Source organism: Nocardia sp. NPDC004711 (assembly GCF_053601595.1).
In genome coordinates this window covers 159,878-183,552 of record NZ_JBSGCB010000011.1, presented here as the reverse complement: position 1 = coordinate 183,552, position 23,675 = coordinate 159,878, and the positions used below count along the sequence as shown (strand labels likewise).

General features: G+C 65.7%; 25 protein-coding genes and 2 pseudogenes. 13 read left to right on the top strand and 14 right to left on the bottom strand.

Annotated features, from left to right (window positions below; all coding sequences use genetic code 11):
* The first annotated feature begins 2 nt into the window (after positions 1–2).
* The 6 genes from ACWEKS_RS13500 (at position 3) to ACWEKS_RS13475 (ending at position 5,595) form a co-directional block, all read left to right on the top strand.
* Complete coding sequence (locus tag ACWEKS_RS13500; protein WP_452340331.1) at positions 3–968, top strand: alpha/beta hydrolase; 966 nt, start codon at positions 3–5, stop codon at positions 966–968.
* An 80-nt stretch (positions 969–1,048) separates the two neighbouring features.
* Positions 1,049–1,942 (top strand): SDR family NAD(P)-dependent oxidoreductase, encoded by an 894-nt coding sequence (locus ACWEKS_RS13495; RefSeq protein ID WP_452340330.1) that lies wholly within the window; start codon positions 1,049–1,051, stop codon positions 1,940–1,942.
* Positions 1,942–2,826: an SDR family NAD(P)-dependent oxidoreductase gene (locus ACWEKS_RS13490; RefSeq protein ID WP_452340329.1), complete on the top strand. Its 885-nt coding sequence runs from the start codon at positions 1,942–1,944 to the stop codon at positions 2,824–2,826. The genes ACWEKS_RS13495 and ACWEKS_RS13490 overlap by 1 nt, the downstream gene beginning before the upstream one ends.
* The gene (locus tag ACWEKS_RS13485; RefSeq protein WP_452340328.1) at positions 2,823–4,787 is read left to right on the top strand and encodes a flavin-containing monooxygenase; all 1,965 of its coding nucleotides are present in this window, start codon (positions 2,823–2,825) and stop codon (positions 4,785–4,787) included. The genes ACWEKS_RS13490 and ACWEKS_RS13485 overlap by 4 nt, the downstream gene beginning before the upstream one ends.
* Positions 4,784–5,338, top strand: a complete 555-nt coding sequence (locus ACWEKS_RS13480; protein WP_452340327.1) for a flavin reductase family protein — start codon at positions 4,784–4,786, stop codon at positions 5,336–5,338. The genes ACWEKS_RS13485 and ACWEKS_RS13480 overlap by 4 nt, the downstream gene beginning before the upstream one ends.
* A complete protein-coding gene (locus ACWEKS_RS13475; protein ID WP_452340326.1) occupies positions 5,335–5,595 on the top strand; it encodes a hypothetical protein in 261 nt (86 codons plus the stop codon). The genes ACWEKS_RS13480 and ACWEKS_RS13475 overlap by 4 nt, the downstream gene beginning before the upstream one ends.
* Positions 5,596–5,684: 89 nt before the next feature.
* On the opposite strand, the gene ACWEKS_RS13470 is transcribed toward ACWEKS_RS13475, so the two are convergent.
* Positions 5,685–6,176, bottom strand: a complete 492-nt coding sequence (locus ACWEKS_RS13470; RefSeq protein ID WP_452340325.1) for a nuclear transport factor 2 family protein — start codon at positions 6,174–6,176, stop codon at positions 5,685–5,687.
* A 188-nt stretch (positions 6,177–6,364) separates the two neighbouring features.
* Between ACWEKS_RS13470 and ACWEKS_RS13465 the strand changes: the two genes are divergently transcribed.
* Entirely contained in the window at positions 6,365–8,074 is a 1,710-nt protein-coding gene (locus ACWEKS_RS13465; RefSeq protein WP_452340324.1) for a 3-ketosteroid-delta-1-dehydrogenase, read from the top strand.
* A 368-nt stretch (positions 8,075–8,442) separates the two neighbouring features.
* On the opposite strand, the pseudogene ACWEKS_RS13460 reads toward ACWEKS_RS13465, so the two are convergent.
* Positions 8,443–8,759, bottom strand: a pseudogene (locus ACWEKS_RS13460) (transposase); the annotation flags it as partial.
* A gap of 18 nt (positions 8,760–8,777) precedes the next feature.
* Here ACWEKS_RS13460 and ACWEKS_RS13455 point away from each other — a divergent pair.
* The 4 genes from ACWEKS_RS13455 (at position 8,778) to ACWEKS_RS13440 (ending at position 11,972) form a co-directional block, all read left to right on the top strand.
* A complete protein-coding gene (locus tag ACWEKS_RS13455; RefSeq protein WP_452340323.1) occupies positions 8,778–9,050 on the top strand; it encodes a helix-turn-helix domain-containing protein in 273 nt (90 codons plus the stop codon).
* Positions 9,051–9,583: 533 nt separating this feature from the next.
* On the top strand, positions 9,584–9,955 hold the full coding sequence (locus ACWEKS_RS13450; RefSeq protein WP_452340322.1) for a nuclear transport factor 2 family protein: 372 nt from the start codon (positions 9,584–9,586) through the stop codon (positions 9,953–9,955).
* A 653-nt stretch (positions 9,956–10,608) separates the two neighbouring features.
* Positions 10,609–11,442, top strand: coding sequence for an LLM class F420-dependent oxidoreductase (locus ACWEKS_RS13445; RefSeq protein ID WP_452340321.1), 834 nt, complete (start codon positions 10,609–10,611; stop codon positions 11,440–11,442).
* Complete coding sequence (locus ACWEKS_RS13440) at positions 11,439–11,972, top strand: nuclear transport factor 2 family protein (RefSeq protein WP_452340320.1); 534 nt, start codon at positions 11,439–11,441, stop codon at positions 11,970–11,972. Before ACWEKS_RS13445 ends, ACWEKS_RS13440 begins: the two co-directional genes overlap by 4 nt.
* Positions 11,973–12,080: 108 nt before the next feature.
* Here ACWEKS_RS13440 and ACWEKS_RS13435 read toward each other — a convergent pair whose 3' ends face one another.
* On the bottom strand, positions 12,081–12,320 hold the full coding sequence (locus ACWEKS_RS13435) for a hypothetical protein (protein WP_452340319.1): 240 nt from the start codon (positions 12,318–12,320) through the stop codon (positions 12,081–12,083).
* Between the two features lie 286 nt (positions 12,321–12,606).
* Here ACWEKS_RS13435 and ACWEKS_RS13430 point away from each other — a divergent pair, with 286 nt between their 5' ends.
* Complete coding sequence (locus ACWEKS_RS13430; RefSeq protein WP_452340318.1) at positions 12,607–12,936, top strand: hypothetical protein; 330 nt, start codon at positions 12,607–12,609, stop codon at positions 12,934–12,936.
* An 840-nt stretch (positions 12,937–13,776) separates the two neighbouring features.
* Here ACWEKS_RS13430 and ACWEKS_RS13425 read toward each other — a convergent pair.
* The 11 genes and pseudogenes from ACWEKS_RS13425 to ACWEKS_RS13375 all read right to left on the bottom strand — a co-directional run bounded on the left by ACWEKS_RS13425 (position 13,777) and on the right by ACWEKS_RS13375 (position 23,242).
* On the bottom strand, positions 13,777–14,253 hold the full coding sequence (locus ACWEKS_RS13425) for a winged helix-turn-helix transcriptional regulator (protein ID WP_452340317.1): 477 nt from the start codon (positions 14,251–14,253) through the stop codon (positions 13,777–13,779).
* 27 nt (positions 14,254–14,280) lie between these two features.
* On the bottom strand, positions 14,281–15,063 hold the full coding sequence (locus tag ACWEKS_RS13420; protein WP_452340316.1) for an alpha/beta fold hydrolase: 783 nt from the start codon (positions 15,061–15,063) through the stop codon (positions 14,281–14,283).
* 46 nt (positions 15,064–15,109) lie between these two features.
* Positions 15,110–15,673 (bottom strand): aldehyde dehydrogenase family protein, encoded by a 564-nt coding sequence (locus tag ACWEKS_RS13415; RefSeq protein ID WP_452340315.1) that lies wholly within the window; start codon positions 15,671–15,673, stop codon positions 15,110–15,112.
* Positions 15,670–16,383 (bottom strand): alpha/beta fold hydrolase, encoded by a 714-nt coding sequence (locus ACWEKS_RS13410; protein ID WP_452340314.1) that lies wholly within the window; start codon positions 16,381–16,383, stop codon positions 15,670–15,672. Before ACWEKS_RS13410 ends, ACWEKS_RS13415 begins: the two co-directional genes overlap by 4 nt.
* Before the next feature lie 49 nt (positions 16,384–16,432).
* The gene (locus tag ACWEKS_RS13405) at positions 16,433–16,912 is read right to left on the bottom strand and encodes a cupin domain-containing protein (RefSeq protein ID WP_452340313.1); all 480 of its coding nucleotides are present in this window, start codon (positions 16,910–16,912) and stop codon (positions 16,433–16,435) included.
* A gap of 36 nt (positions 16,913–16,948) precedes the next feature.
* Positions 16,949–17,740: an SDR family NAD(P)-dependent oxidoreductase gene (locus tag ACWEKS_RS13400; protein WP_452340312.1), complete on the bottom strand. Its 792-nt coding sequence runs from the start codon at positions 17,738–17,740 to the stop codon at positions 16,949–16,951.
* An 8-nt stretch (positions 17,741–17,748) separates the two neighbouring features.
* Positions 17,749–18,543: an alpha/beta hydrolase gene (locus tag ACWEKS_RS13395; RefSeq protein ID WP_452340311.1), complete on the bottom strand. Its 795-nt coding sequence runs from the start codon at positions 18,541–18,543 to the stop codon at positions 17,749–17,751.
* Positions 18,544–18,633: 90 nt separating this feature from the next.
* Positions 18,634–20,913 (bottom strand): helix-turn-helix transcriptional regulator, encoded by a 2,280-nt coding sequence (locus ACWEKS_RS13390; RefSeq protein ID WP_452340365.1) that lies wholly within the window; start codon positions 20,911–20,913, stop codon positions 18,634–18,636.
* A gap of 75 nt (positions 20,914–20,988) precedes the next feature.
* A pseudogene (locus tag ACWEKS_RS13385) lies at positions 20,989–21,435 on the bottom strand (AAA family ATPase); the annotation flags it as partial.
* 283 nt (positions 21,436–21,718) lie between these two features.
* Positions 21,719–22,675 (bottom strand): helix-turn-helix domain-containing protein, encoded by a 957-nt coding sequence (locus tag ACWEKS_RS13380; RefSeq protein ID WP_452340310.1) that lies wholly within the window; start codon positions 22,673–22,675, stop codon positions 21,719–21,721.
* 153 nt (positions 22,676–22,828) lie between these two features.
* Positions 22,829–23,242, bottom strand: coding sequence for a hypothetical protein (locus ACWEKS_RS13375; RefSeq protein WP_452340309.1), 414 nt, complete (start codon positions 23,240–23,242; stop codon positions 22,829–22,831).
* An 87-nt stretch (positions 23,243–23,329) separates the two neighbouring features.
* On the opposite strand from ACWEKS_RS13375, the gene ACWEKS_RS13370 reads away from it, so the two are divergent.
* Positions 23,330–23,554 (top strand): hypothetical protein, encoded by a 225-nt coding sequence (locus ACWEKS_RS13370; protein WP_452340308.1) that lies wholly within the window; start codon positions 23,330–23,332, stop codon positions 23,552–23,554.
* The last annotated feature ends 121 nt before the right edge of the window (positions 23,555–23,675 follow it).

The window sequence follows — 23,675 nt, the reverse complement described above, 5'->3', positions numbered from 1 at the left end:
ACATGGCCGGACGACGTTCCGACCTGCACCCCGATGTCGAGTCGATGCTGTCGGCACTGGAGGTGTTCCCCGATGTCACCCAGCATGAGCCCGCCGAATTGCGGCAGATCATCGTTTCCCGGCGAACTCCGCTGACACGACTGCCCGCCATGCGGAGCGCCGAGGACCGGAAGATCCCGGGGCCGGGCGGGGATCTCGCGGTGCGACTGTACGTGCCCGACAGCGACACGTCCGCACCACTACCGGTGGTGGTGTTCGCCCATGGAGGCGGTTTCGTCTTCTGCGACTTGGACAGTCACGACGAATTCTGCCGGTCGATGGCCGACGCGGTCGGTGTCGCCGTAGTCGCCGTGGACTATCGGCTCGCACCCGAACATCCCGGCCCCGCGGCCATGGAGGACATGTACGCGGCGGTCTGTTGGGCCGCCGAACACGCCGCCGAATTCGGCGGTGACGCGAACCGGCTCGTGGTGGCAGGCGACAGCGCGGGCGGCAATCTCGCGGCCACCGTTTCGCTGGCGGCGCGCGACCGCTGCGGCCCGCGCATCACCGCGCAAGTCCTGCTCTACCCGGTCATCGACGATGACCTCAGCACCGAGTCCTACCGGCTCTACGGTGAGGGCTACTACAACAACACCACGGCCATGCAGTGGTATTGGAAACAGTACGCGCCCAATGGAACCGACGATCCATACCTGGTCCCGAGCCGGGCCGAATCCCTTGCGGGTCTCCCCGCCGCGGTAGTGGCGACCGCAGAGCTCGATCCACCCTGCGTGGCAGGGGAGGACTACGCCCGACGCCTCGCCGAAGCCGGTGTCGCGGTCACCGCGCACCGCTTCGACGGTCTGTTCCACGGCTTTCTGACCTTCCCGAAGCTGTCGCTGACCGAACCGGCGCGCCAGAAGCTGTGGCAGATGATGCGCGACGTGCTGGCCTCGGCCGCGGCCTCCGATTCGACCTCCCATTGAGCGGAAGTCCGCTCCGGACAAGGCCATTCGGCGACAGACGATCGAATCCGGGTGCGAACCCGGCACAGCGAAGGCAGAAAGTGATCAAGACACAGCGACTCGAAGGTAAGAGAGCCCTGGTCACCGGCAGTAGCCGGGGCATCGGGCGGGCCATCGCGCAGCGCCTGGCCGCGGAGGGCGCGACCGTCGCCGTGACGGCTCGGTCGCTCGAGCCGAGACCCTCGACGCGAGACGGCGAGACCCACCTGATCGCCGGCTCGCTCGCCGAGACCGTGCAGTTGATCGAGGCCGCGGGCGGCCGCGCAGTGGCGATTCCGGCGGATCTGGAAGACGGCGAACAGCGCACCGGGCTCGTCGACCGCGTCGTGGAAGAGCTCGGCGGGCTCGACATCCTGGTCAACAACGCCGGTTTCGCCGACTACAGCTCGATCGCGGAGATGAGCGACACGACGTTCCACCGGACCGTGCAGCACTACCTCGAGGTGCCATTCGTGCTCAGCCGCGCCGCGATCCCGGTGATGCGCAAACAAGGTGCGGGCTGGATCGTCAATATCGGATCCTCCACCGGGCTGAACCCGATTCGGCCGTTCCGGGAGTACAACAAGACCTCCGGCGATGTCGTGTACGCCTCGGCAAAGGCCGCACTCCACCGGTTCACGCAGGGACTGGCGGCCGAACTCGTCGACGACGGCATCGCGGTCAACGCCGTCGGCCCGTCCACGGCCATCATGACCCCCGGCGCCGCGGCGCTGCTGCCCGCAGGCTACGAAACCGAGCCGGTGGAGTATCTGGCGCAGACCGTGCTCGAGATGTGTGCGCTGCCCGCCGCCGAGCGGACCGGTCTCGTGGCGTTCAGCCTGCATTTCCCTTATGCGACAAAGACCCCCGTGATGTCGCTGGACGGTGGCGCTGAACTGCCTCGGCGAGAGCCGCCCGCGTGGGCGAATCCGAACATCCTGCCGGAGGGGGTCTGATGGGCGCCACAGCGCGGGAGCGGTTCTCCCACGGCACCGCGGTCGTCACCGGCGCCGCCGCCGGAATCGGCGCCGGCCTGGCCCGGCATCTGGGTGAGCTCGGTATGCGGGTGATCGTCGCCGACATCGACGCCGAGCGCGCGTCGGGGGTGGCGAGCGAGATCGTCGCGGCAGGCGGCAGCGCCGAGGGCTACGGGATCGACGTCGCCGACGAGACGGCCATCGAGGAGATGGCGGCGATCATCTTCGCCCGGTACGGCAGCGTCGAGTTGCTCATCAACAACGCGGGTGTCGAGTCGGCCGGTCTGCTGTGGGAGATCGACCCGGCCCGGTGGCGACGGTTGATGCAGATCAATGTCGACGGTGTCTTCTACAGCTTGAAGTCGTTCGTGCCCAGGATGATTCGGACGGGTTCCCCCGCTTGTATCGCCAATCTGTCCTCGGTGGGTGGACTCAATACCGTCGCGGTCCAATCCCCTTACATCGTCAGCAAATTCGCGGTGCAGGCGATGACGGAATGCCTGCATCAGGATCTGTCGATCATCGCAGCCCCGATCCAAGTCAGTGCGGTGGTGCCCAGTTCGATTCGCAGCGAGATCTTCCTCGCCGCCCAGCGGGAGGCGCCCACCGCCGATCCGACCGCCAATGCCGTCTTCGCCGCGATGCAGCGCGACAACGTCGAGAAGGGCCTCGACCCGCTGGTGGCCGCCGAGCACATGATCGAACAGATCGCTCGCGGCGAGTTCTGGGTGTGGTCCGACGACGAGGCATGCATCGCCTCGGCGGTGCAGCGCGGGGAACAGCTGCTGAACCTCACTCCACCCTCCAATCCACGAGACATGCTCGCCCGCATGGGCGTGCCGCTCCCGGAAGGCAAATCATGACCGACACCGTCATCGCCGACGTCTCCGATCGGCAGGCCGCACTGCACCAGGCGATCGAGGAGTGCGAGGCGGCTCCGCTGCTGATGTCGCTGGTGCACGTGACCGGTGATCTCGGGCTGCTCGACGAGTTCGGCCCGCGGCTGACCATCGAGGAACCCGGCAGCCATTACCGCACCGGCATTCGGCCCACCGTCCCGCCGGGCACCTACCCCGATGACGTCGCCGCGGATGTCCGCGCCCGCGCGCGAGAGATCCTGACTGCGGATTCGACTGCCGCCCTGGGGGTTCCGGACGACGAGCTGTTCCAGCGGATGGCGATGATCTGCACCGCGCAGCGGGTGGACGCCGAATTCGTCCCCCTGCTGCTGGAACAAGCCGGGTTCATCAAGGATCAGCGTCACGTCCCGGTGACGGTGGCGCCCCCGGCCGACTTCGAGGTCGTCGTCATCGGCGCCGGCATCGTCGGCATCAACGCCGGAATCAAGCTGGGGGAGGCCGGTTTCCGGTTCACCATCTTCGAGGAACGCGACGACATCGGCGGCACCTGGCAGGCCAACACCTATCCCGGCGCGGCGGTGGACACCCCGAGCCACTACTACTCGTATTCCTTCGAGCTCAATCCGAACTGGTCGCGGTATTATCCGACCGGACCCGAGTATCAGGACTATCTGCTCGGCGTCGTGGACAAATACCGACTGCGTGAGCACATCCGGTTCGGCGCTCGTGTGCGTTCGGCCACCTGGCTGGCGGAGGAGAACCTGTGGGAGGTCGTGACCGAGGGGTGTGACGGCACGCTCACCCGGCAGCGGGCCCGTGCCGTGATCACCGCGTTGGGAATGCTCAACGCCCCCAACAAACCCGACGTGCCGGGAATGGACACCTTCGGCGGGACACTCGTGCACACCGCCGAGTGGGACACCGGCATCGACCTGCCCGGCAAGCGCGTCGTGGTCTTGGGCACCGGTTGCACGTCGGTGCAGGTCGTGGCCAGCATCGTCGAGGAGGTGGAAGCGCTCGACGTGGTCGTCCGCAGCCCGCACTGGCTGGTGCCGGAGAAGGCGGTCGGCGGTGACGTCCCGGCCGGCGAGAAGTGGGCGATGGCCAATCTGCCCTTCTACGACAAATGGTTCCGGCTGCGCACCTACTGGTTCGCCTCCGACAACCTGTACCCGATGCCGCGCATCGACAAAGAGTGGGCGGCCACCCACCTCTCGGCGTCGCCGGCCAACGACATGGCGTTGCGCACCGCACAGGAATACCTGCGCGCCAGCTTCCCGGATCGGCCCGATCTGGTCGAGAAGCTGACCCCGGACTTCCGGCCCTACGCCAAGCGAATTGTCAAGGACCCGGGCTTCTTCAAGGCGCTCAACCGCGAGCACGTGACCCTGCACCGGGCGTCGTTCGAGCGGATCACCCCCGACGGCGTGGTCACCACAGAGGGAACGTTCATCCCCGCCGACGTGATCATCCTGGCCACCGGATTCAAACTCCAGTTCACCACCGCCATCGACATCACCGGCCGTGACGGCGACACGCTGGCGCAGGTGTGGAAGGGCGGTGAGGATCCGCGCGCCTATCTCGGGGTGCAGGTGTCCGGCTTCCCGAATCTGTTCATCACCGCCGGACCGAATTCCGCACCGAATCACGGTGCGGGACACAACATCACCGGTGAGGAACAGGTCCACTACATCATCGAGTGCCTGCAGTACCTGCTCGAGCACGACCATGCCGCGATGGACGTCGAACAGCGGGCACTGGTCGAGTACAACGAGCGCGTCGACGAGGCGCTCGACGAGACCGTGTGGGTGCATCCCGGTGCGCAGGTCAACGGGTACTACCGCAATTCCGAGGGCCGTGCGGTCGTACCGTGCCCGTGGCGGCTGGTCGACTACTGGACGATGCTGCGCGCACCCCATCCCGAGGATCTGACCTTCCTGCCGCTTCGAAAGGCTTTGTCATGACCGCGAATCCGATACCCGACGCACCCCCGCGTTCGGTCGACGCGAGCCCGCCGGAAGTCGATCCGGTCATGATGCGAGCCGTCCTGGGACACTTCGCTACCGGCGTCGTGGCGATCACCGGAATCGACCCGGAGTCGGCGGCGCCGACCGGCTTGGCCGCCAACTCGTTCACCTCGGTGTCATTGGATCCGCCGCTGATCGCGTTCTGTGTGGCGGCGACCAGTTCCTCGTGGCCGCGGGTTCGTGCGGCGGGGCGCTACACGGTCAACATCCTGTCCGAGAACCAGGAGTCCGTGTGCCGACAGTTCGCGGCTCGCGGGACGGACAAGTTCGAGGGCATCGATTGGCAGCCGTCGCCCGCGGGCGCTCCGATCCTGGCCGAGGGTCTGGCCTGGATCGAGGCGGAGCTGGAGGCCGAACACCCCGCGGGCGACCACACCATAGTGGTCTCGCGGGTCCGCCATCTGTACGCGACCGATCTCGCGCCGCTGATCTTCTTCCGCGGCCGATACGGTGACGTGGGCTCGAACCCGGGGACGTCCACGCGATGACGATGCGACCGCTCGACTGCGACCAGTGCGGCCAACGGGTGCTGATCGAGAAGTTCAGCGCGGCCCACACCTCGGTGCAGTGGGTCGGCGACGCCGGTAGGTGTCCGGTGATCGCGAGCGCGAATCGTGGTGTGGGACATCAGGAGCGCGGCTGTGACGTGCTGCGCCGCCGGATCGACCGGGCGGTGCTCGAACGGGCGGTGCTCGAATCGCGGATCGAGCTCCCGGTCGGCGACGACATCCCGCGCCTGCATTGAGTGACCCGGGCGCGGCGATCGGTCGACGGGTGGGGCCGACGAGACCGTGCGTCGAGAACGCACGGTCTCGTCGGTTGTCGGCTCGGAGCTCAGGAGGCCGTTTCTTCGGATGGAATTGCTTGAGCGCACCATTCGAGTTCGGCCGGGCTCAGCATCCCCAGTTCCTTGGCGCGCCGACACCATCGCTGGATGAGCCCGACGAATTCGGCCGGATCGTAGATGTCCTCTTCTTTGGAGAATTTTCCCTCACCGGCGTAAGTGAGGATGCTGATGTTGTCGGCACCCATCTGAGAGCCGTCGCCCGGATCGCGCAGCAGGTTGTTCAGCTTCACCACGATGACGCCGTTGACGTCGTCGATCAAGTGCCAGTAGTCGGGGAATGACGTCATCGCGGAGCCGGGAAAGCGGGCAAGGGTCGGCTCGGCCCAGGCCCAGATCGCGTCACGCCCTTTCAATACTCCGACCATCTGCTCGTGGTATTCGGCATCGGGGGTGAAGAGGTCGACGAATTCCCGCCAACTGCCCGCACCCGACGCGGCTCGGGCCACCGTCGAACGCCAGTTCTGGAAGGCCGACTCCAATTCGGCTCTGCTCCATGTGCTACTCATACCCGGACGTTAATCAGATCCGCGTGGACACGGTGAAAGCTTTTTCCGCACAGCGGGATTCGCGGAACCGTCCCGCTCAATGGAAGGCCGGACTCCGTGGCTGCCGCCTCGAATCTAGGTTTGTGCGATCGATCGCATCTTGGAGAGTGGAGTTACCGATCATGGCGAAGAAGCCGATGCCCCCGCTCACGCACGCCCACGAATCGACCGTCGATCTCCTCGTGATCGGCTCAGGTAGCGGCATGGCCGCGGCGTTGGCGGCGCACGAGCTGGGATTGTCGACGGTCATCGTGGAGAAGACCGCCTACGTCGGCGGATCGACCGCACGCTCCGGTGGCGCGTTCTGGATTCCGGGAAACTCCACCCTGCCCGATACCGGATCGGCGGCGCTCGCCGAGGCGGGTACCTACATCAAGTCGGTGGTGGGAGATTCGGCTCCGGCCGAGCGCGGCGAGGCGTTCCTCGAGGCCGGCGCCGAGGCGGTGGCGATGCTGGAGCGGACCACGCCGATGCGATTCTTCTGGGCGCGTGGCTATTCCGACTACCACCCGGAGGAACCGGGCGGTCGCGCCGAAGGCCGGACCTGTGAGTGCCGCCCGTTCGATGCCTCGGTGCTGGGTGTGCAACGTCCGCGGCTGCGGCCGGGCGTGCTCGAAGCGCCGGTGCCGATGCCGGTCACCGGTGCCGACTACAAGTGGATGAACCTGGTCGCGCGCAAGCCGCTGAAGGCGTTGTCGCGCATACTGCGCCGCGCCGCGCTGGGCATCGGCGGCATGGTGATCGGCCGCGAATACGTGGCCGGCGGCCAGGCGCTCGCGGCAGGCATGTTCGCGGGCGTGCTGCGGTCCGGAATCCCGGTGTGGACCGAGACCAGGCTGGTCCGCCTCGTCCACGAAGGCGACCGCGTCACGGGTGCGGTGCTGCGCCAGGCCGAACGTGAGATCACCGTCACCGTGCGCCACGGCGTTGTGCTCGCGGCTGGTGGTTTCGACCACGATATGGCGGCCCGCCACAAGTTCCAGTCCCCGCGCCTGGACGACGACGCCAGCCTCGGCGCCGAGGGCAACACCGGTGAGGCCATCACCGCCGCACAGGAACTGGGCGCCGGTACCGCGCTGATGGATCAGGCATGGTGGTTCCCCGCCTTCGCTCCGCTGCCCGGCGCGGCCCCGGCGGTGATGCTCGCGGAACGCTCGTTGCCGGGCTCGTTCGTGGTCGATCAGACCGGTCGGCGATTCATCAACGAGGCCATGGACTACATGTCGTTCGGTCAGGCGCTGCTGGAGCGGGAGCGCGGCGGCGACCCGGTCGAGCAGATGTGGCTCGTGTTCGACCAGCGCTACCGCAACAACTACATCCTCGCCGGGCAGTACTTCCCTCGCCAGCCATTGCCGTCGGCATGGTTCGAGGCGGGCATCGCCCATCGCGCCGACAGCCCCGCCGCCCTGGCGCGGGCGATGGGCGTACCCGAGGACGCCTTCACCGAGACCTTCGACAACCTCAACCACTACGCGGAAACCGGGAACGATCCGGAGTTCTCGCGCGGCGACAGTGCCTACGACCGTTACTACGGCGACCCGACGGTGACCCCGAACCCGAACCTGGCGCCGCTGCGCAAAGCGCCGTTCTACGCGGTCAAGATGATCCTCAGCGACCTGGGCACCTGCGGCGGTCTCGTCGCCGACCGGGACGCGCGCGTGTTGCGTGAGGACGGCAGCGTCATCGAGGGTCTCTACGCGATCGGCAACACCGCGGCGAATGCTTTCGGTGCGACCTACCCGGGCGCGGGCGCCACCATCGGCCAGGCACTGGTCTTCGGTTACATCGCCGCACGGCACGCGGCGGCCCGGACAGAGCCCGAGTCGGTGTAGTCGCTTCGACTGCGTAAGCTTGTGCGGAACAACGCAGCCCGGCGATCATTCGAGTGGGCGAAAACCCCTTCGATGGCACCGAATGCGTTGGTTACGAAAGGGTTTCGCGTACGGGTAGCTCGTGGCTAGTGCCGCGTCCGAGAGATGCTGGAACCGCTGCCCGGGTGGCGGGTTGATTCTCGGCGGGTGAACGGTGATCCTGCCGGTGGAGGTGATGCCGGTGGCTCGCAAGCTGGATGTGTTCGTCAGAGCATGACCCCGGAAGAGGGCCGCGAACTGGCCCAGATCGCGCGACGCAGCAGGCAACCGATCCGGATGCGGCGGGGTGCGGTGGTGATGGCTTCAGCGCAGCATCAGCCGGTCGGGCTCATCGCGAAGCTGATGCAGGTGTCGGAATCGCCCAGGCCCAACGCATACTTCCAGTCGATCCGAGCCCGAACCGCCTGTGCGGCTTGATGATCGGTGAGCGCCTCGGCGAACTGCAGCACCGATACCAGCGCCAGCAACGCTGGCGACATCGCGGGCTGGCCGCGACACGAGAACGCCGCAGCGAACTCCGAATCGGTAAAGATCGGTCCCAGTACGTCCCGCAGCCGCATCGCCAGACACCCTCGGGGAACACCATCCTGGCAACCCGCACCGTCTCCACCGGAACCACATCCCACCTGCGCGGGCGCAAAGACACCCAACCTCCATCAACACCATGCACGATCACCCAACGTCGATCATGCCGAACCAACTCCGGCTCAACCGAATTCGCCAACAGTGTCCAAAATGGAGCGGGGGCAGGCCGGCGAAGACCGATCAGGCGACGCGTGATCGGATCTGTCAGATCGCCCGGTGCTGCCCCCGTGACCTGGGGTGGCCGTTCTCGACGTGGAGCCTGTCGAAATTAGTGGACGTGTTGCGTATCAACGGTATTGCCGACATCAGCTACGAAACCGTCCGACAGATCCTCAAAACCGGTGGAGTGTAGTGGCAGGCCACGAAAGCCTGGAAAGCGAGCAATGACCCGGACTCTCAGGCCAAGATGGCCCGGATCCTCGATCTTTACGACAACCCGCCCGCCGACGGCCGGGTGATCTGCGTGGACGAGTTCGGCCCACTGAACCTCCAACCCCGCAGCGGCCGAGGCTGGTTCACCGCCCGTCGGCCGCGCCGGCTGCGGGCGACCTACCACCGAACCCAGGGTGTCCGGCACATGTTCGGTGCCCTGGACCTGCGCTCGGGCCACTTGAGGTCACGTCGTCGACGATCGGCAATTCGCCGGAACATGCGGCCGCACAGATGGATTCGATAAACTGAGAGCAGTGCGGCAGCGCGGAGCGAGCCGATGTCGGCCCCATAGAGCGTTCGATGCACGCCGCGGTGGACGCGGCATCCACAGAGGCCGAGAGCTGACGTGGTTCCGAACCTCGACGTGATCCCATTGGCCGGGAATGCGCGCACATCAAGTACCCGCGCAATGGTTTCGTACGGACGTTCCTATCGAATCCAGGAGAGAAACCGATGGCTACTGCCGATCAGATCCGTTCCACCGTTCACCGGTACGTCGAGTTGATCGGATCCGGAACGTCGGCCGAGATCGCGGCGTTATTCAGCGACGAGGCGACCCTCGAAGACCCAGTCGGCGCACAGCCGCGGATCGGGCGCGCGGCGATCGAGCAGTTCTATGCCGCGCTGGATTCGGTACGCACCTCGACCGAACTTCACACGGTGCGGGTAGCGGGAGAGTCCGCGGCATTCTCGTTCCGCGTTGTGACCGAAACCGTGGATCGGGCCATCACGATCGAACCGATCAATGTCATGACATTGGACGACGAAGCGCGAATCACAAGCATGCATGCGTTCTGGTCCGCCGAGGACGTACGCGCCGATTGAGATCCCAGCTGGCAACGGCCCGGTCTCAGACAGCGCGCCGCCACTTCGTCGAAGAGCGATCCCCGACAATGGATTCGGTGGGCGAGGAGTATCCGGGCCAGATCCGCGAAGCGGCCGTTTGTGTCTGCGTGGTCGCAGCTTCGGACCGCCCGTCGTGCGCCTCGTGATAGTGACGAACACCCGCGTCAGTTGACGACTCGTACCTGGTGTTCTCGTAACTCAGCTCTGATATGGCGGTATGTGCGCCCGCATGCCCCAATTTCCGGCTCGGTCGCTATCCCGATCCAGTCGACCGGTTCTGATCGATGTGCGGCGGCCCGATCAAGTGAAACCTATTGCCCTCCAACAGCAGTAGATGGTGTTGCACAATCGAGGGCTCGGGGTGTCGGTATGCCCGCGGGGGCGGCCTGGCAGGTGTGGAGCGAGCCTGCCCCTGGGCTGCTGTGCGCATGCACTCTGCGTCACCGGTGACGACCCCCGACTCCCGGCACCGGGCGATGGCCACGTTGGCGGCCCGACCGCGCGCACGTGCAGGCAAACGGCCGAGCCAGCTGTGCAGTACGGGATGATCGAGCCGAGCACGGATCAGGTGAGCCTCCCGCTCAGTGGAAGCCCCTTTCCCGCCCACCATTCGTAGCTGTGATTGTCATCGTATGCGTCATGGTGTAGTTCTCTTTACAAGCGACCGCGGAATTCGACCGGCAGCACTCGCAAAGGCCGCCGAGGAGCGCGGGTTCGATTCCTTCTACGTCCCGGAGCACACGCACATTCCGGTCAAACGCGATGCGCCCCATCCCGGAACCGGCGACGCCAGCCTCCCCGACGATCGGTACATGCGAACACTGGATCCATGGATTGCGCTGGCGACGGTAGCCGAGGTGACCGAGCGGATCGAGTTGTCCACGGCGGTAGCACTGCCGGTTCAGCACGATCCGATCGCCCTGGCGAAAACGCTTGCCACGCTCGACCACCTCTCAGGAGGTCGGGTGAGCCTGTGCGCCGGGTTCGGTTGGAACGCTGACGAATTGGCCAATCACCGTGTCCCGTTCACACGTCGGCGGGCGGTGCTACGCGAGTATGTCGAGGCGATGCGAGTCCTCTGGACCGAGGAAGAGGCAAGCTACGCAGGCGAGTTCATCTCGTTCGAACCGGCATGGGCGTGGCCGAAGCCGGAGCGGCACATTCCACTAATCATCGGAGCAGAAGCCGGACCCAAGACTCTGGCCTGGATCGCTGATCACGCTGATGGTTGGTTGAGCACCCCGCGGACCGACGATGTCTTCGCCCGTGCAAAGGAATTCGCTCAAGTCTGGAGTGAGCACGGACGAGACGGTGCGCCGATCATCAAGGCTCTCGGCCCGGATCCTGATCTTCACGACAAGTACGTGGATGCGGGCGTCACCGATCTCGTGTGGAGCGCAGGGGACGGAACCGAGACACAGGCGTTGCGTCGTCTCGATGAGATCGCTGGCAGGTTCGATCTGTGAACGGGGCGCCGTCTGCCGCCTGGCGTGACATCGGCGAGCTGCTCGACCGGCAGGCAATTCGCGAGGTCATCACCCGATACTGCCGTGGCATCGACCGCCTCGATATGGACGCGGTCCGTAGTTGCTATCACTCGGACGCGATCGATCACCACACCGCGGCGTTCAACGGCACTGTGGAAGAGTTCATCGCCTGGTCGGAACCCGGTTTGAAACGGTTCGCCGGCACCCGGCATATCGTGACCAACCATGTCTGCGAGCTCTCGGGTGACCGGGCCGTCACCGAGACATACGCGATCACCTACCACTGGGGACACTCGAGCGGTGATACTACGAAGAACTTTGTCGGACACGGTAGATACGTCGATCGCTTCGAACGTCGCGGTGGAGGGCAGTGGCGGATAGCAGAGCGGTGGGTCGAGATCGATTGCACTACTCCATTCGCGGGTACGGCCCTGGAAGCACCGTCGTCGGATCCCGGCCGACGCAACGACCTCTTCGGTGATCTGGCTCGAACGATGCGCCACAGTTGATCCGGATGCCGCTGCCCCAGTGCACGCTGGTGTGCGCGAATAGGCCACTGTCGCCGCGAGTGGCGCGAGAATGATTGCAGTGCGAGGGCTTCTCGAGTGCGACGCCAGTCAGGAACGCGGCCGCGGCGGCGCTGTGCCTGGACGGAAATGACGACGAGGTGGGTGCCGGAACCAGTCGCCGGTGGGCAGCTGCTCGGCGGCCGGTCTAGGGCGCGCGATGAGCGTCTTGAGTCCGGCGTTGACCGCGAGGCTCGTGCCCGCGAGGGAGGCCACACCGCGCAGGACGCCCGCGACCAGGCGGGCAGGTGTGCCGGAGGTCGCCACCAACGCATCGGAATAGGTGGTCATGAGGAATCTCTGCAGGCCAGAGTCTCAGGCGGCGGGGAACCTCAGTGCCGAGGGTGGTGGATCGGTGGCCGCTGTTTCGGCCAGACGGTACTGATCGGACTTCGGGCAGCGAGGGGCGCGCAGTCCTGTAGACAACCGATTGGGCCATGGATCCTCCAATGATCAGTGGCCACAGCCATGCCTCCATGTCCAGAACTCCGGCCACTCCGGCGAGGTCGCGTATTGCGGTGAACAACAGCCTGAACGTGCCGACCGCGATCAGTACCGTCATCAGGGTTGCGAGTGTGTGGATCAGTCGGGCGCGGGCGTGCGCACGCAGCAGGATCGTGACGCCATGCACGGCGCTGAGCAATGCGATCGGCGGCACGATTGCAACGGCCGCGGCCAGCAACACCAGCACGTGTGCGTGCAGCACGGCGTGGGTGGCCTTGCCGGTGATGCTGATGGCTGCGGCGGTGGCGAGTTCACACCAGAAGAAGGTGTGCGCACGTCGGTTCGCCTGGGCGGCGCCGTCCGGATCAGTCGCAGCGGGTCGTCAGCGGTGGACGGTTGTGCCGGATTGTCTGTGGGATCGTTGTCGGTGGGCATGGTGAGGTCCTTGGACAGTATCGAGTAGCGATGAACCTGCGTAGATGATTGCTGCTTGATTGCTATGGCGAGATATCCGATTCACAGCTCGGCGTGTCGACACGCCGAGCTGACGTGTGGGCTATCTCGGACCCTGGCGGCGGCCGCCTGGTGTGCGCATGGGTGTGCCGCGTTGGCGGAGTGCGTCGCGGATGGTGCTGGCGGGGAATCCAGTGAGGCGGCTGCAGCTGGCCAACGAGTGGCCGGCGAGGTAGAGCCGTTCGGCATTGTCGATGTCGTCCGCGGGTATCGACTGGAAGCGTCTCGGTACGCCGCGGTTGTTCAGCAGCGCAAGGACTGCGGTCTTTGAGATGCCGAAGCGCGTCGCGAGCTGTGCCGTGGAGGCGCCGTCACGGTAAGCGCTGATCAGCTGTTCGAGTATTGAGGGGCCGAGGCGCCGCTCGATTCGGCGGGGCTCGCGACGACCCTCTGTCGGAGGTTTCCGGCGTCGTCGGGGGAGCGTTGAGGGCCGCCCGGCTTCGATTTTGGCGCGGCTGGCTTCGAGTTTCTGCAGGTCAGCCCGTTTGGAATAACGCCCAGCCAGGTCCACCATGAAAGAAGTCGCAGGTGAACGACCTGCGGCTTCTTTCGTTCTATGGCAGCAATTCGGGACTGGTGCCGTTGAGCTGCAAAAAGGCGATCAGTCGGGGTTCGAACCCATCACGGGGTTGTGAGGGTTGGTGCTGGAGTGACTGTTGTGGCTCATGTATGCGATGGGCGGCTACCTGCTCGGTGAGTGCTGCCCATCGGTTACCTTTGGCGAGCAGTCGATCGCGGCGGGGGAATGGGCCCGACCGGTCAACCCGACTCCTGATCGTGCAGCAGTCCCTCAGCCCTGACCGCCGCAGACCGGTCCAGGGCTCGATTGCTTTATGTCTCTGCGTCGGGCTTGAACCCCAGGCGTGCTCGGCACGTGAATCGTGGTGTTGGCGGCCGAGATCGGTTCTCCGCACTCGGCGCAGACGACCGCAGCATGCGTATCGCGATCGCAGCTGTGATGGTGAAGGACGGTCGGCGAGTGGCCTTCCTGAGCCAGCCAGCGATCACCCCACCGTGAAATTACGACGAGCACCTCGAAGAGCTCCCGGCCTTTCGCGGTTAAGACGTAGTCGTGGCGGGGTGGTCTGCTCTGGTATTGGCGCTTCTTGGATCTGATCGTGGCACCAATGCTCAATACCGCTGCACTTCTATAATCATCGGCGGCGACACTCGGCGATCGGGATGCGTTCACCGATCGATCACGAGCAGTCCCTCGAAGTCGCCCCCGAAGCAAGCTGACGCTGTCCACTTTTCGGGGGAACCCCATGTTGCGGAATGCCTTGCTGCCGGTTCATTACGGCGAGGCTTGTTCGATGAACGCGGCGACCACATCTGGTCGGGAGACCAGCGAAGCGTGGGAAGCGTCGACCTCGGCGGTGTGCGCGCCCATCCGCTGTGCGAAGAAACGCTCTGCGACGGGCGCGATGACGCGGTCGGCAGCGGAGACCAGGTACCAGGTGGGTGTGGTCGTCCAGGAGGCCGGGCCACTGGGTTCCAGCAGCGCGGTGGTGGCGATGGAGTGCTGGTGAGCGATCATGCTCGCAGCCGTACTGGGTGAAACATCCTGTGCGAATACGCTATTGAAGGATTCGGGAGCGACGTAGCCGTCGAGTCCCGACTCTGAGGGCTTCAATGCGAGTGCGGGCGGTAGTAATTGGCTGCCGGGAAACCGGAAGGGGTCCATGGCGATCGCGATGGGCTCGCCCTGCTGAGGTGCGAAGGCCGCGATGTAGACGAGTGCCTTGACGTTGGCGTTGTGAATGTTGGTGATCACGGCACCGCCGTAAGAATGCCCGACGAGGACGACCGGTCCGTCGATACTGGCGAGTGTTCGCTCGATAGCGGCGGCGTCGTTGGCGGGACCGCGTAACGGATTGTCCGGCACCACGACTCGGTACCCGTCGGCGCGCAACTCGGCGGCGACTCCGTCCCAGCTGGTGGCGTCGGCGAAGGCACCGTGCACGAGCACGATGGTCGGGCGAACGGCCTCGGCGTGCGCAGGCGCGGCGGACGTCGCCAGCGCTGCTCCCAGCGCGGCGGCAGTGAACGTTGCTCGCAAGCTGCTGCGAACGTGCATAGTGGTTCCTGTTCGTGTGAGTTGCGATGAGCAGGGGCAGCAGGGCTCAGAACGAGTATCCGCGGCGCCGATGCTGGAGACTGACCCAGTGATCGGTCGTGAATTCGTTGATCGCCCAACGCCCGCCGAAGCGGCCGAGGCCGGACTGTTTTTCTCCGCCGTAGGCGGTGTTGGGCTCGGCGTTGACCGGCGAGTCGTTGATGTGGGTCATACCGACCTCGAGTTGGAGGGCGAATCGTGCGCCGCGTTCGACGTCTGCGGTGAAAACCGCACTGGAGAGCCCGTATTCGGTGTCGTTGGCGATACGCAGGGCGTCGGACTCGTCACGAGCCTTGATGATCGTGATCGTCGGTCCGAACACCTCTTCGCGTGCGGTCGCGACATCATTGGTGCCGAGCAGTACGTGAGGCGGCATGCTCAGTCCGGCTGGTCCACCGGGCTCGCCGCCGAGCAGCAGGTCCTCGGTCGTGGCCACCGGCAGCTCGGCCAGCACCTCGCCACTCCAGGGATCAGTGTCGGCCAGTACGGTATCGCTCGCGCCGCGCCGCCATTTCCCGCCGATCGGCATGGTATCGAAACTGCCGTAGGGAGTTGGTGCGTCGGTTGTCATTCGCGCTCCAGGCTTCGTGCCGCCTCGATGATCAGGCCCGCCACCGCGTCTGGTCGGCTGACAGCGATGGAATGCGAGCCGGGTACTTCGATCGTCTTCGCGCCCATGCGTTCGGCGAACATGCGCTGAGCGTCGGGATGGATCGCGTGATCTTCGGTGGCGACGGCGAACCAGTTCGGCAGTGTCTTCCAGGCCGGTGCCACGGTGAGCGGTTCGCCGAGGGCGAGAGCGGCTACCGGGCGCTGACTGACCGCGCCGATGGTGGTGACGCTTTCCGGAAGGTCCGCGGCGAACGCCGAGTGAAACCGGTCCTGCTTGATGTAGAACTCCGGTTCTTCGCCTCCCGGATAGGTTTTCGGCTCGAGCGAGACGCCGAGGCCCGGATCGGGATAGTTCGACACCGCTCCCAGGGCGCTCTCGCCCGTATCGATGCCGAAGGCAGCGACGAATACCAGACCGACAGCGTTGGCGGACTTGCTTGCGGCGTAGGTGATCACGGGTCCGCCGTAGGAGTGGCCGACCAGCAGGACCGGGCCCGCGGTCTGGGTGGCGACGCTGGCGACGTATTCGCCGTCGTAGGTGAGACCACGAAGCGGATTGACGAGTGCCTGCGCGCTGATCCCCGCGGCGTGCAGGCGCTCGATGACGTGCGCCCAGCTGGAACCATCGGCGAATGCTCCGTGTACCAACAGAACTGTAGGTGTACTCATGGGTGTTCCTCTGATTCGAATGATGTGATCGCTACTCGTCGTGTCGATTTCACGAGGGTGCGAAAGGGGGGAGCGGCGGGCCGCTGAGGCTGGTGTCGAACTGCCCCGCGGCAGCGGCCAGAGCACCCAGGTCCGGTGGGATCTGTTGCACCAGAGGCGCGGTGGCCTCGAAGAAGCCCTGCATGCCGCCGGGGATGTACATGGTCAGGAATCGCACCGGAATCGTTCCGCCGTTGATCCAGGTGTGGCTGGTGCCTCGGGGAATGAAGACCAACGCTCCCTCCTCGGCATCCTGGAGTACATCGCCGAGCAGGACGCGAAGAGTTCCCTCCAGGATGAAGAAGATCTCGTCGCTGCGATCGTGGATGTGCTGCGGCGGACCCGAGACGAACGGCAACGCGGTCACCTCGGCGGCATCGAAATGTCCACCGGTGCCCTTGGCGGTCACCTTCCACAGCAGGTGTTCGTTCTCGGTCATGGTGAACGGTTCGCCTTCTTTGGCGTGCACCACTGCGGGTTTGATTGTCATGGCTTGCCTCCGGGATGAATCGGGTACGGAACAGGGTCAGAGCGTTTGGATGAGTCCGCCGTCGATCCTGAAGTCGGCGCCGGTGACATTGGCGGTCCGTTCGCTCGCCAGCAGCAGCACCAGGTCGGCGACCTCCTGCGGGTGGGTGAACCGTCCGGTGACGCTCTCGGCCGCGGCCTTGCGGACCACCTCGTCGGGATCGGCGGCCGCGGCGGCGCTGACGACGGCGGCGACGCCCTGATCACCCAGCCACAACGCGGTGGTGACCGGTCCCGGCGAGATGGTGTTTGCCCGGACGCCCTGCGGGCCGAACTCTTTCGACAGCGATTTGCTGAAGTTGGAGAGGGCGGCTTTGGCCGCGGAGTAGTCGATGACGCCGGGATCGGCGAGAGAGGCGTTGACCGAGCTGATCGTCACGATGGCGGTGGTGTCGCGCTGGATCAGGTACGGCAGCGCGGCGCGCGCCGTGCGGACCGCGACGAGCAGGTTCGTCGTCAGCGACCACTGCCAGTCCTCGTCGGTGACGGCGAGGAACCCCTGCACGCGGGGGATGACGGCGCCGACGTTGTTGACCACGATGTCGATTCCGCCGAACGCGGTCACGGCCTCGTCGATCAGCTGCTGGGGTCCCTCGGGAGTGGTGAGATCGATCAACGGCGCCCGCACTCCGTCGTGGGCGGCCAGTTCCGTCAGGCCCTGGCTCCCGGTTCGCGATCCGGCGACCACCGAGACTCCCTCAGCGGCAAGCGCTTTCACCACGGACAGGCCGATGCCCCGGCCGGCGCCGGTCACCACGGCCACTTTGCCCGCGAGGTTGAGGTCGAACATCGCGGCCCTCAGAGCGCCTGGCGCTTCAACCACGACAGGCAGGCATCGGCGACCTCACGCCAACCGTGATCGACGACCAGCGAATGGCCCCGGTCCGGGAACTCCAGGAGATCGGTGACCGCGTCGGAGTGGCGATACTGCTTCAGCGTCGCCCTTGTGACAGCCTCGGGAACCGTATGGTCTTTGCCCCCGGTGATCAGCAGGAGCGGGCCGCGGCCCGCGTTGGCGGTGTCCACCTTGGCAGCGGAGTGCGGGTTGAAGTTGGCCGCCGCCGCTTCGAACAGTGGTTTGCCGGGGGCGGGTACCGCCCACCGTTCGTAGAGTTCGTCGGATTCCTCGGGGGGAAGCGTATTTCCGAAGGCGTACCGGAATTCCGCGACCGTGAGCGACACCGCCCTGTTCCGGTTGGCGGGGTTCTTGAATACGGGTGTGGTCGAGCGCAGCGCCGAAAGCGGTAGCGGCAGTACGCCTTTGATCTGGGCGGCGTCGATGGCGATCGCGGCGGCGGCGCGATCCTGCCCGAGAAGTTTCTGGGCGATCATGCCGCCGAACGAGTGCCCGATGAGGATCGGCGGCTTCGGCAGGTCGGCGATGATCGCGGCATAGTGTTCGACCACGTCGTCGATGCCGTGACCGGCCACACCGTCCGGGGTGGTCCGCGCCGCCTGGACGGTGTCGAGTTCCCCGGGCCAGCCGGGCGCGGAAACCGGGTAGCCGTGTTCGTGGAACAGGTCGAGCCAGGGTTGCCAGGACGCCGAGTGCAGCCAGAGTCCGTGAATGAACATGACCGAGGTGTCAGTCACTATGTCGCCCTTCGATTTCGGTGGGGTTGACTCGTTCATGAGACCGTGCGCGAGCCACCCGGCGAATCGGAGAAACCCCCCAGCGGTTCCCTAGTCTCCGGGCCCCAGCGTCGCTCCTGGCCCCAGCGTCGAACGAAGCTGTCTGCGGGAGGTCACCGTGAGCTTCCGGAAGACCTTCGTGAGGTGGTACTCGACGGTGGAAGTGCTGATATAGAGCCGAGCCGCGATCTCGGTATTGGTCGCCCCGTCTGCTGCGAGCGTGGCGATCTGGGATTCCTGGGGTGTCAGCTGGGGGTCGGGCGTCGGATTTCTGCGGAGTACTCGTTCACCCGTGGCGGCCAGTTCGGCGCGAGCCCGCTCGGCGAAGAGCGGGGCTCGGGCCGAGCAGAACATTTCGTAGGCGATCCGCAGCTGGATCCGGGCCTCCAGTCGCTGTTTTCGTCGGCGCAGCCACTCGCCGTACAGCAGGTGCGTCCTGGCGAGGTCCACGGTGATCGCGGTCTGCCCGAGCTGGTTGATCGCTTCCTCATAGGAAGCCGCGGCGACGTCGTCGTCCGACAGCAATGCCCGCGCTCGCGCCAAAGACCCCAGCGCCCAGTGCGTTCCGCTGGCCCGCGCCTGCGTATCCAGCCTGGCGAAGGCGAGCAACGCCGACTCGATCTCCTGTGCGCGGACTCCCGCCTCGACCATGTCGGCGAGCATCAGGTTGCTGTGACCGGGCACGTCTTCGTCGTAGAGGGATCGCGCCCGGTCCAGGGCTGCGCGATAGTTGCCCAGACTCAGCTCGAGGACGATCAGGTGGCGTGCCGCCTGTGCCGCCAGCATGGCCCGAGACGGGAAGTCCGCTCCGTCGACACTCGACGCCAGCGCGCGAGCCTCGGCCTCCGCACCACTCCAGACCAGCAATTCGAGCCTCTGCATGTACTGCTCCTCAGGCAGACCGATCACCGTGAGCAGCTCCTGAGACTCCGTCAGACAGCCAGCGCACTCGTCGGGTCGACCCGCCCGCAGCGCGTCGGTCGCCTGACATTCCAGCACCACTCGCAGTCCGACCAGTGCGCCGTTTTCCCTGTCGAAGGTATGCAGCCGTGCGAACACGACCCGCCGGGCGCTGTCGTCCCACAGTTCGTCGCTCGCGAAATGGGCGAATACGGCCAGTGGTATTCCGTCTTCCGCGAGTTCGGCATCGCGCACGGCCCGTAGCGCGGTGCGCCAGAGGGGGATCGCTGCCGAATGGCCCTCGCTGATCCGGGTGGCGAAAGCGACGATGAAAAGGTCGTGCACCGACAGCGCCGACGACCGTCGCTCGAGCGCACGCAGCGCGGCGTGGGCGACCTCCGCCAAGGTGGTGCCGACGGTGTCCCCTCTGGACAGCATCGCCGAACTCAGCGCCTGGGACAGCATGAGCCAAGCCAGGTCGCCGTCGGCCGGGTCCAAATCCGCCACGGCGGCCAGCAGCAGAGCGGGCTGATCTTCGAATCGGCAGAAGTAGGTCTCGATCGCCGCTTTCAGCCAGCGAGCCCGACCCCGCATCGCAGGCGCCCCTCTCACCGATTTCGACTCGAGAAGCAGGCGCTGTGCGGACTGGGGGTCACCGCACATCAGATAGACCTGGGCCGCGGCCAGCCGTCTCTCGTCGCGTCGCGGGACCGAGGGAGTCAACTCGGCCGCTCGGGCCAGCAACAGCGCCTCGGCCGCATAACCGCCCCGTGCTCGGGCGCGTTCCGCGGAGTTCTCCAGATCACGTGCGACCGCCTCGTCGGCTCCCGCCGTGGCGGCGGCCAGATGCCAGGCTCGGAGGTCTGGGTCATGGTCGGGATCGCAGGCCGCGGAGATCGCCTGATGCGCTCGCCGTAAGGCGCCCGGGTGGGCTGCCGCGTGGACGGCGGACCGGATCAGCGGATGGGAGAAGGCGAAACCGTCCCCGAGTACGAGCACTCCGGCCTCGATCGCGGGATCGGCGTCGTTCCCTGACAATCCGAGCAGCGCCGCCGCCCGCCACAGCAGCGCTTCGTCCCGGATCGGACTGATCGAAGCGAGCAGGAGCAGATCCTGGGTCGGCTTGGGCAGTGCCCGGATTTGCGCGAGAAAGCAAGTCGCGAGTCGCGAGCCGATCGGTAGTGGTTCGGGCAGCGCCGCTTGGCCGCTCAGCTGCTCGGTCGTCAGCGCGGACACCAGGGTCATCAACGCGAGAGGGTTGCCGTCGGTCTGCTCGGTAAGTCTTCGAGCGACTCCCTCGTTGAGAGAGCTGCGGGCGGTGCGGGCCAAGAGCTCCCTGGCGGCCGACCCTGGCAGTCCGGTTACCGGATATACCGGCAGGCCTTCGAAAACCTCGTTGCCGGCAGCCAATTCGCGTACCGCGAACAGCATACCGACACCTTCGGCATGCAGGCGACGCGCGACGAACGTCAACGCCTCACGGGACTCGCGATCTAACCATTGCGCATCATCGACCAGACACATCAGCGGACCTTCGGCCGCCAGGTCCGTGAAGAGGCTGAGTGTCGCAAGGCCCACCAGGAAGCGATCGGGCGCGGGACCCGTGATCAGTCCGAAAGCTGCTCCCAGAGCGGTCTTCTGCGGCTCTGGAAGGCGCTCGCGACGATCGAGGAAGGGGCGAAGGAGACGATGCAGCGCGGCGAATCCCAAGGGCAACTCCGACTCGAGGCCCGAAGTCCGCAACACCAGCAGATCCTTCGTGGTATCGGCCACATGGTCGAGTAACCGGGTCTTGCCTATCCCCGGCGTGCCGGCCAGTACAAGTCCTTCGCTCAGACCTGCCCGGACCTTGTTGGCAAAAGCCTCCAGTACAGAGCATTCCGCTGCCCTTCCGACGAGCGTCACCCCCAATGCTCGCGTCGGTGTGGGCGCGTGGTCCGCGATTTCGGTCATCAGTGCTGCCTCAGCTCGACATTCGATCTATCCGAGTCCGGTTCAGCGGTGGTTTCGTTGTGTGCCGGACAGCGGGGCTGGGAAGGACGCCGACATCGAGACGTCGGCCGAGATGCCGGGCGATCTCGACTTCGTGACGAGAACCGCGATGACCTCGATCATCGTGTCTCCTTCGCCTCGAGTCGTCTGCGTCCGACGCTAGGGCGATGGCGGACCGGCGTGAACTACCGGACCGCGAATTGTGCAGGCACAGATAATCGCCGTGCCGAATCAGTCAACTCTGTCAATGGGCCTGGCGGTCGTTGGTTTGCTGCCATTCCCGGGGCGACATGCCGTAGGCGGCACGGAAGCGGCGCGTGAAGTGGGCGGGGCTGGTGAAGCCCCATCGGTGCGCGACCACAGCGATCGGCACGGCTCGACCCTGACGAGCCAGATCGGCGTACGCACCCTCGAGACGGGCGCCGATGATCCACTGGCTCAGGGAGGTTCCACGCGCGGACCAGATGTTGTACAAGTGCCGGACCGAAATGTTATGTGCCCGCGCGATTTGATCGGGGCTGAGACCCGGGTCCCCGAGATGCTCTTCGACATAGGCGGCTATCCGCAGATACAGCGTGTCGTGGAGGTCTCCATGCTGACGAGGGTCGGCTGCGGCGGTGGTGATCAGGGCGCGAATCAGTTGGGTGGTAGCCGATTTGAGCATGATCCGTGCGGGTCCCGGTTCGATATCGCCCTCCGCGCCGAGCGCGGCGATATGGGCGGTGACCAGTCCGTACAGCGGACTCGATTGGAGCCGGGTGGCTGCACTGCGGACGGTTTCGACGGGCAACGCGAGTTGGTCGTAGTCGAAGATCACCACCTTGGAGCCGCCGATACCGGTTGATGAGTAGTCCGAGGTGCTGGTGCCGTCGGTGAGCGACAGCTCCCCGACACTGAGGACCTGGTCCGCACCGCAGTGTGAGAAGGTGCCGGATCCGGTCAGCTGAACACCGAGGCCGACCCGTTCGGGTGCGGCGATGCGCAACTGCTTGTCACCGCGCAGCACACTCAGGCCGGTGCCGACGAACTGCGTCACGTGTACACCAACGCCCAGGTCCCATACGGTGAAGCGGTGCCACAGTTGACCGGCGACCGTCCCGAGCTGGTTGATCGCCGGAATCTCTTTGTCGGCCAGCAGATCCTGCGCTGCGTCGATGCGCTCACCCACCGGAAGCAGACCGGTATCCAACACCACAACCACGCAACACCTCCACGGCCCCTCTACGGAGGGGTGAACCAGTGGAACAGACTAACTATTGTCGGGCCTGTCCGAGAGACGAATCGCCTGCAGGTCAGTGCCTTCGAGCACCGCACCTGCGCAATGCGTCCTGCGTGACCCCGTTCGACTGGGCGACTACCGAGATGCCTCGACCGGGCGGCTTTCTCGACAACTGCGGCGATCTCGTCCACTGAATGCCTTGTGATGGTGACGATCGGTCGCAGGGGCGAGGCTTGCACGATCGGACGAGTTCTCCTGCGGCGCAGCAGACGTCGCTGCCGCCTGGATCGGGGTTGTGGCGTGCGCACGGGTGCCGGTAGAAGTGCGCGCGATGGCGAGCAGCGCGAGAGTTGCCTGCGCCACCGAGCCCTCGTAGAAGTCGTCACCGCTGTTCACCCCGTCGATCTGATCGCCGATGCCTTCGAGGAAGGAGTCGAATGCGTTCTGGCAGACGATGATCAGCCGATTCTGATCCGGATGTGCGGCCAGTAGCACCCGATGGCCGATACGCAGCCGCACCGTGCGCCGGATCGGAGCGGGAATCGGCAACTGGCCGTTGCGAGCGATGGAGTATCCGCCATCCGATGGCGCGGTGACGAGGACTACATCAGGCGCAGGTCAGAGACCTGCGGCTGCTTGGGTGAACTGGCGGATCTGATGGTGAACTGGAAATCGGCCGGTCTCAACGGCTTTCGGTTGCGACCGGCCGTGCTGCCCGACGATCTCCAGGTGATCTGCCGCGACCTGGTCCCGCAATTGCAGAGCCGGGCGGGGTTTCGGACCGCGTACGAGGCGACGACGTTACGGAGCATGCTCGGCTTGCCCCGGCCGATCAGTCGCTTTGCCGATGCCAGCCAGTGAACTTGAACCGCCCCGGCGAGTCCGGAGACCTGATGGTGTGACAGCTCAGCGGAATGCCGAACACGCTCCCGTGTCACGGGTGGCACGACAGCGTGCTCGAGTGTTGCGCGAGGCGGGACTC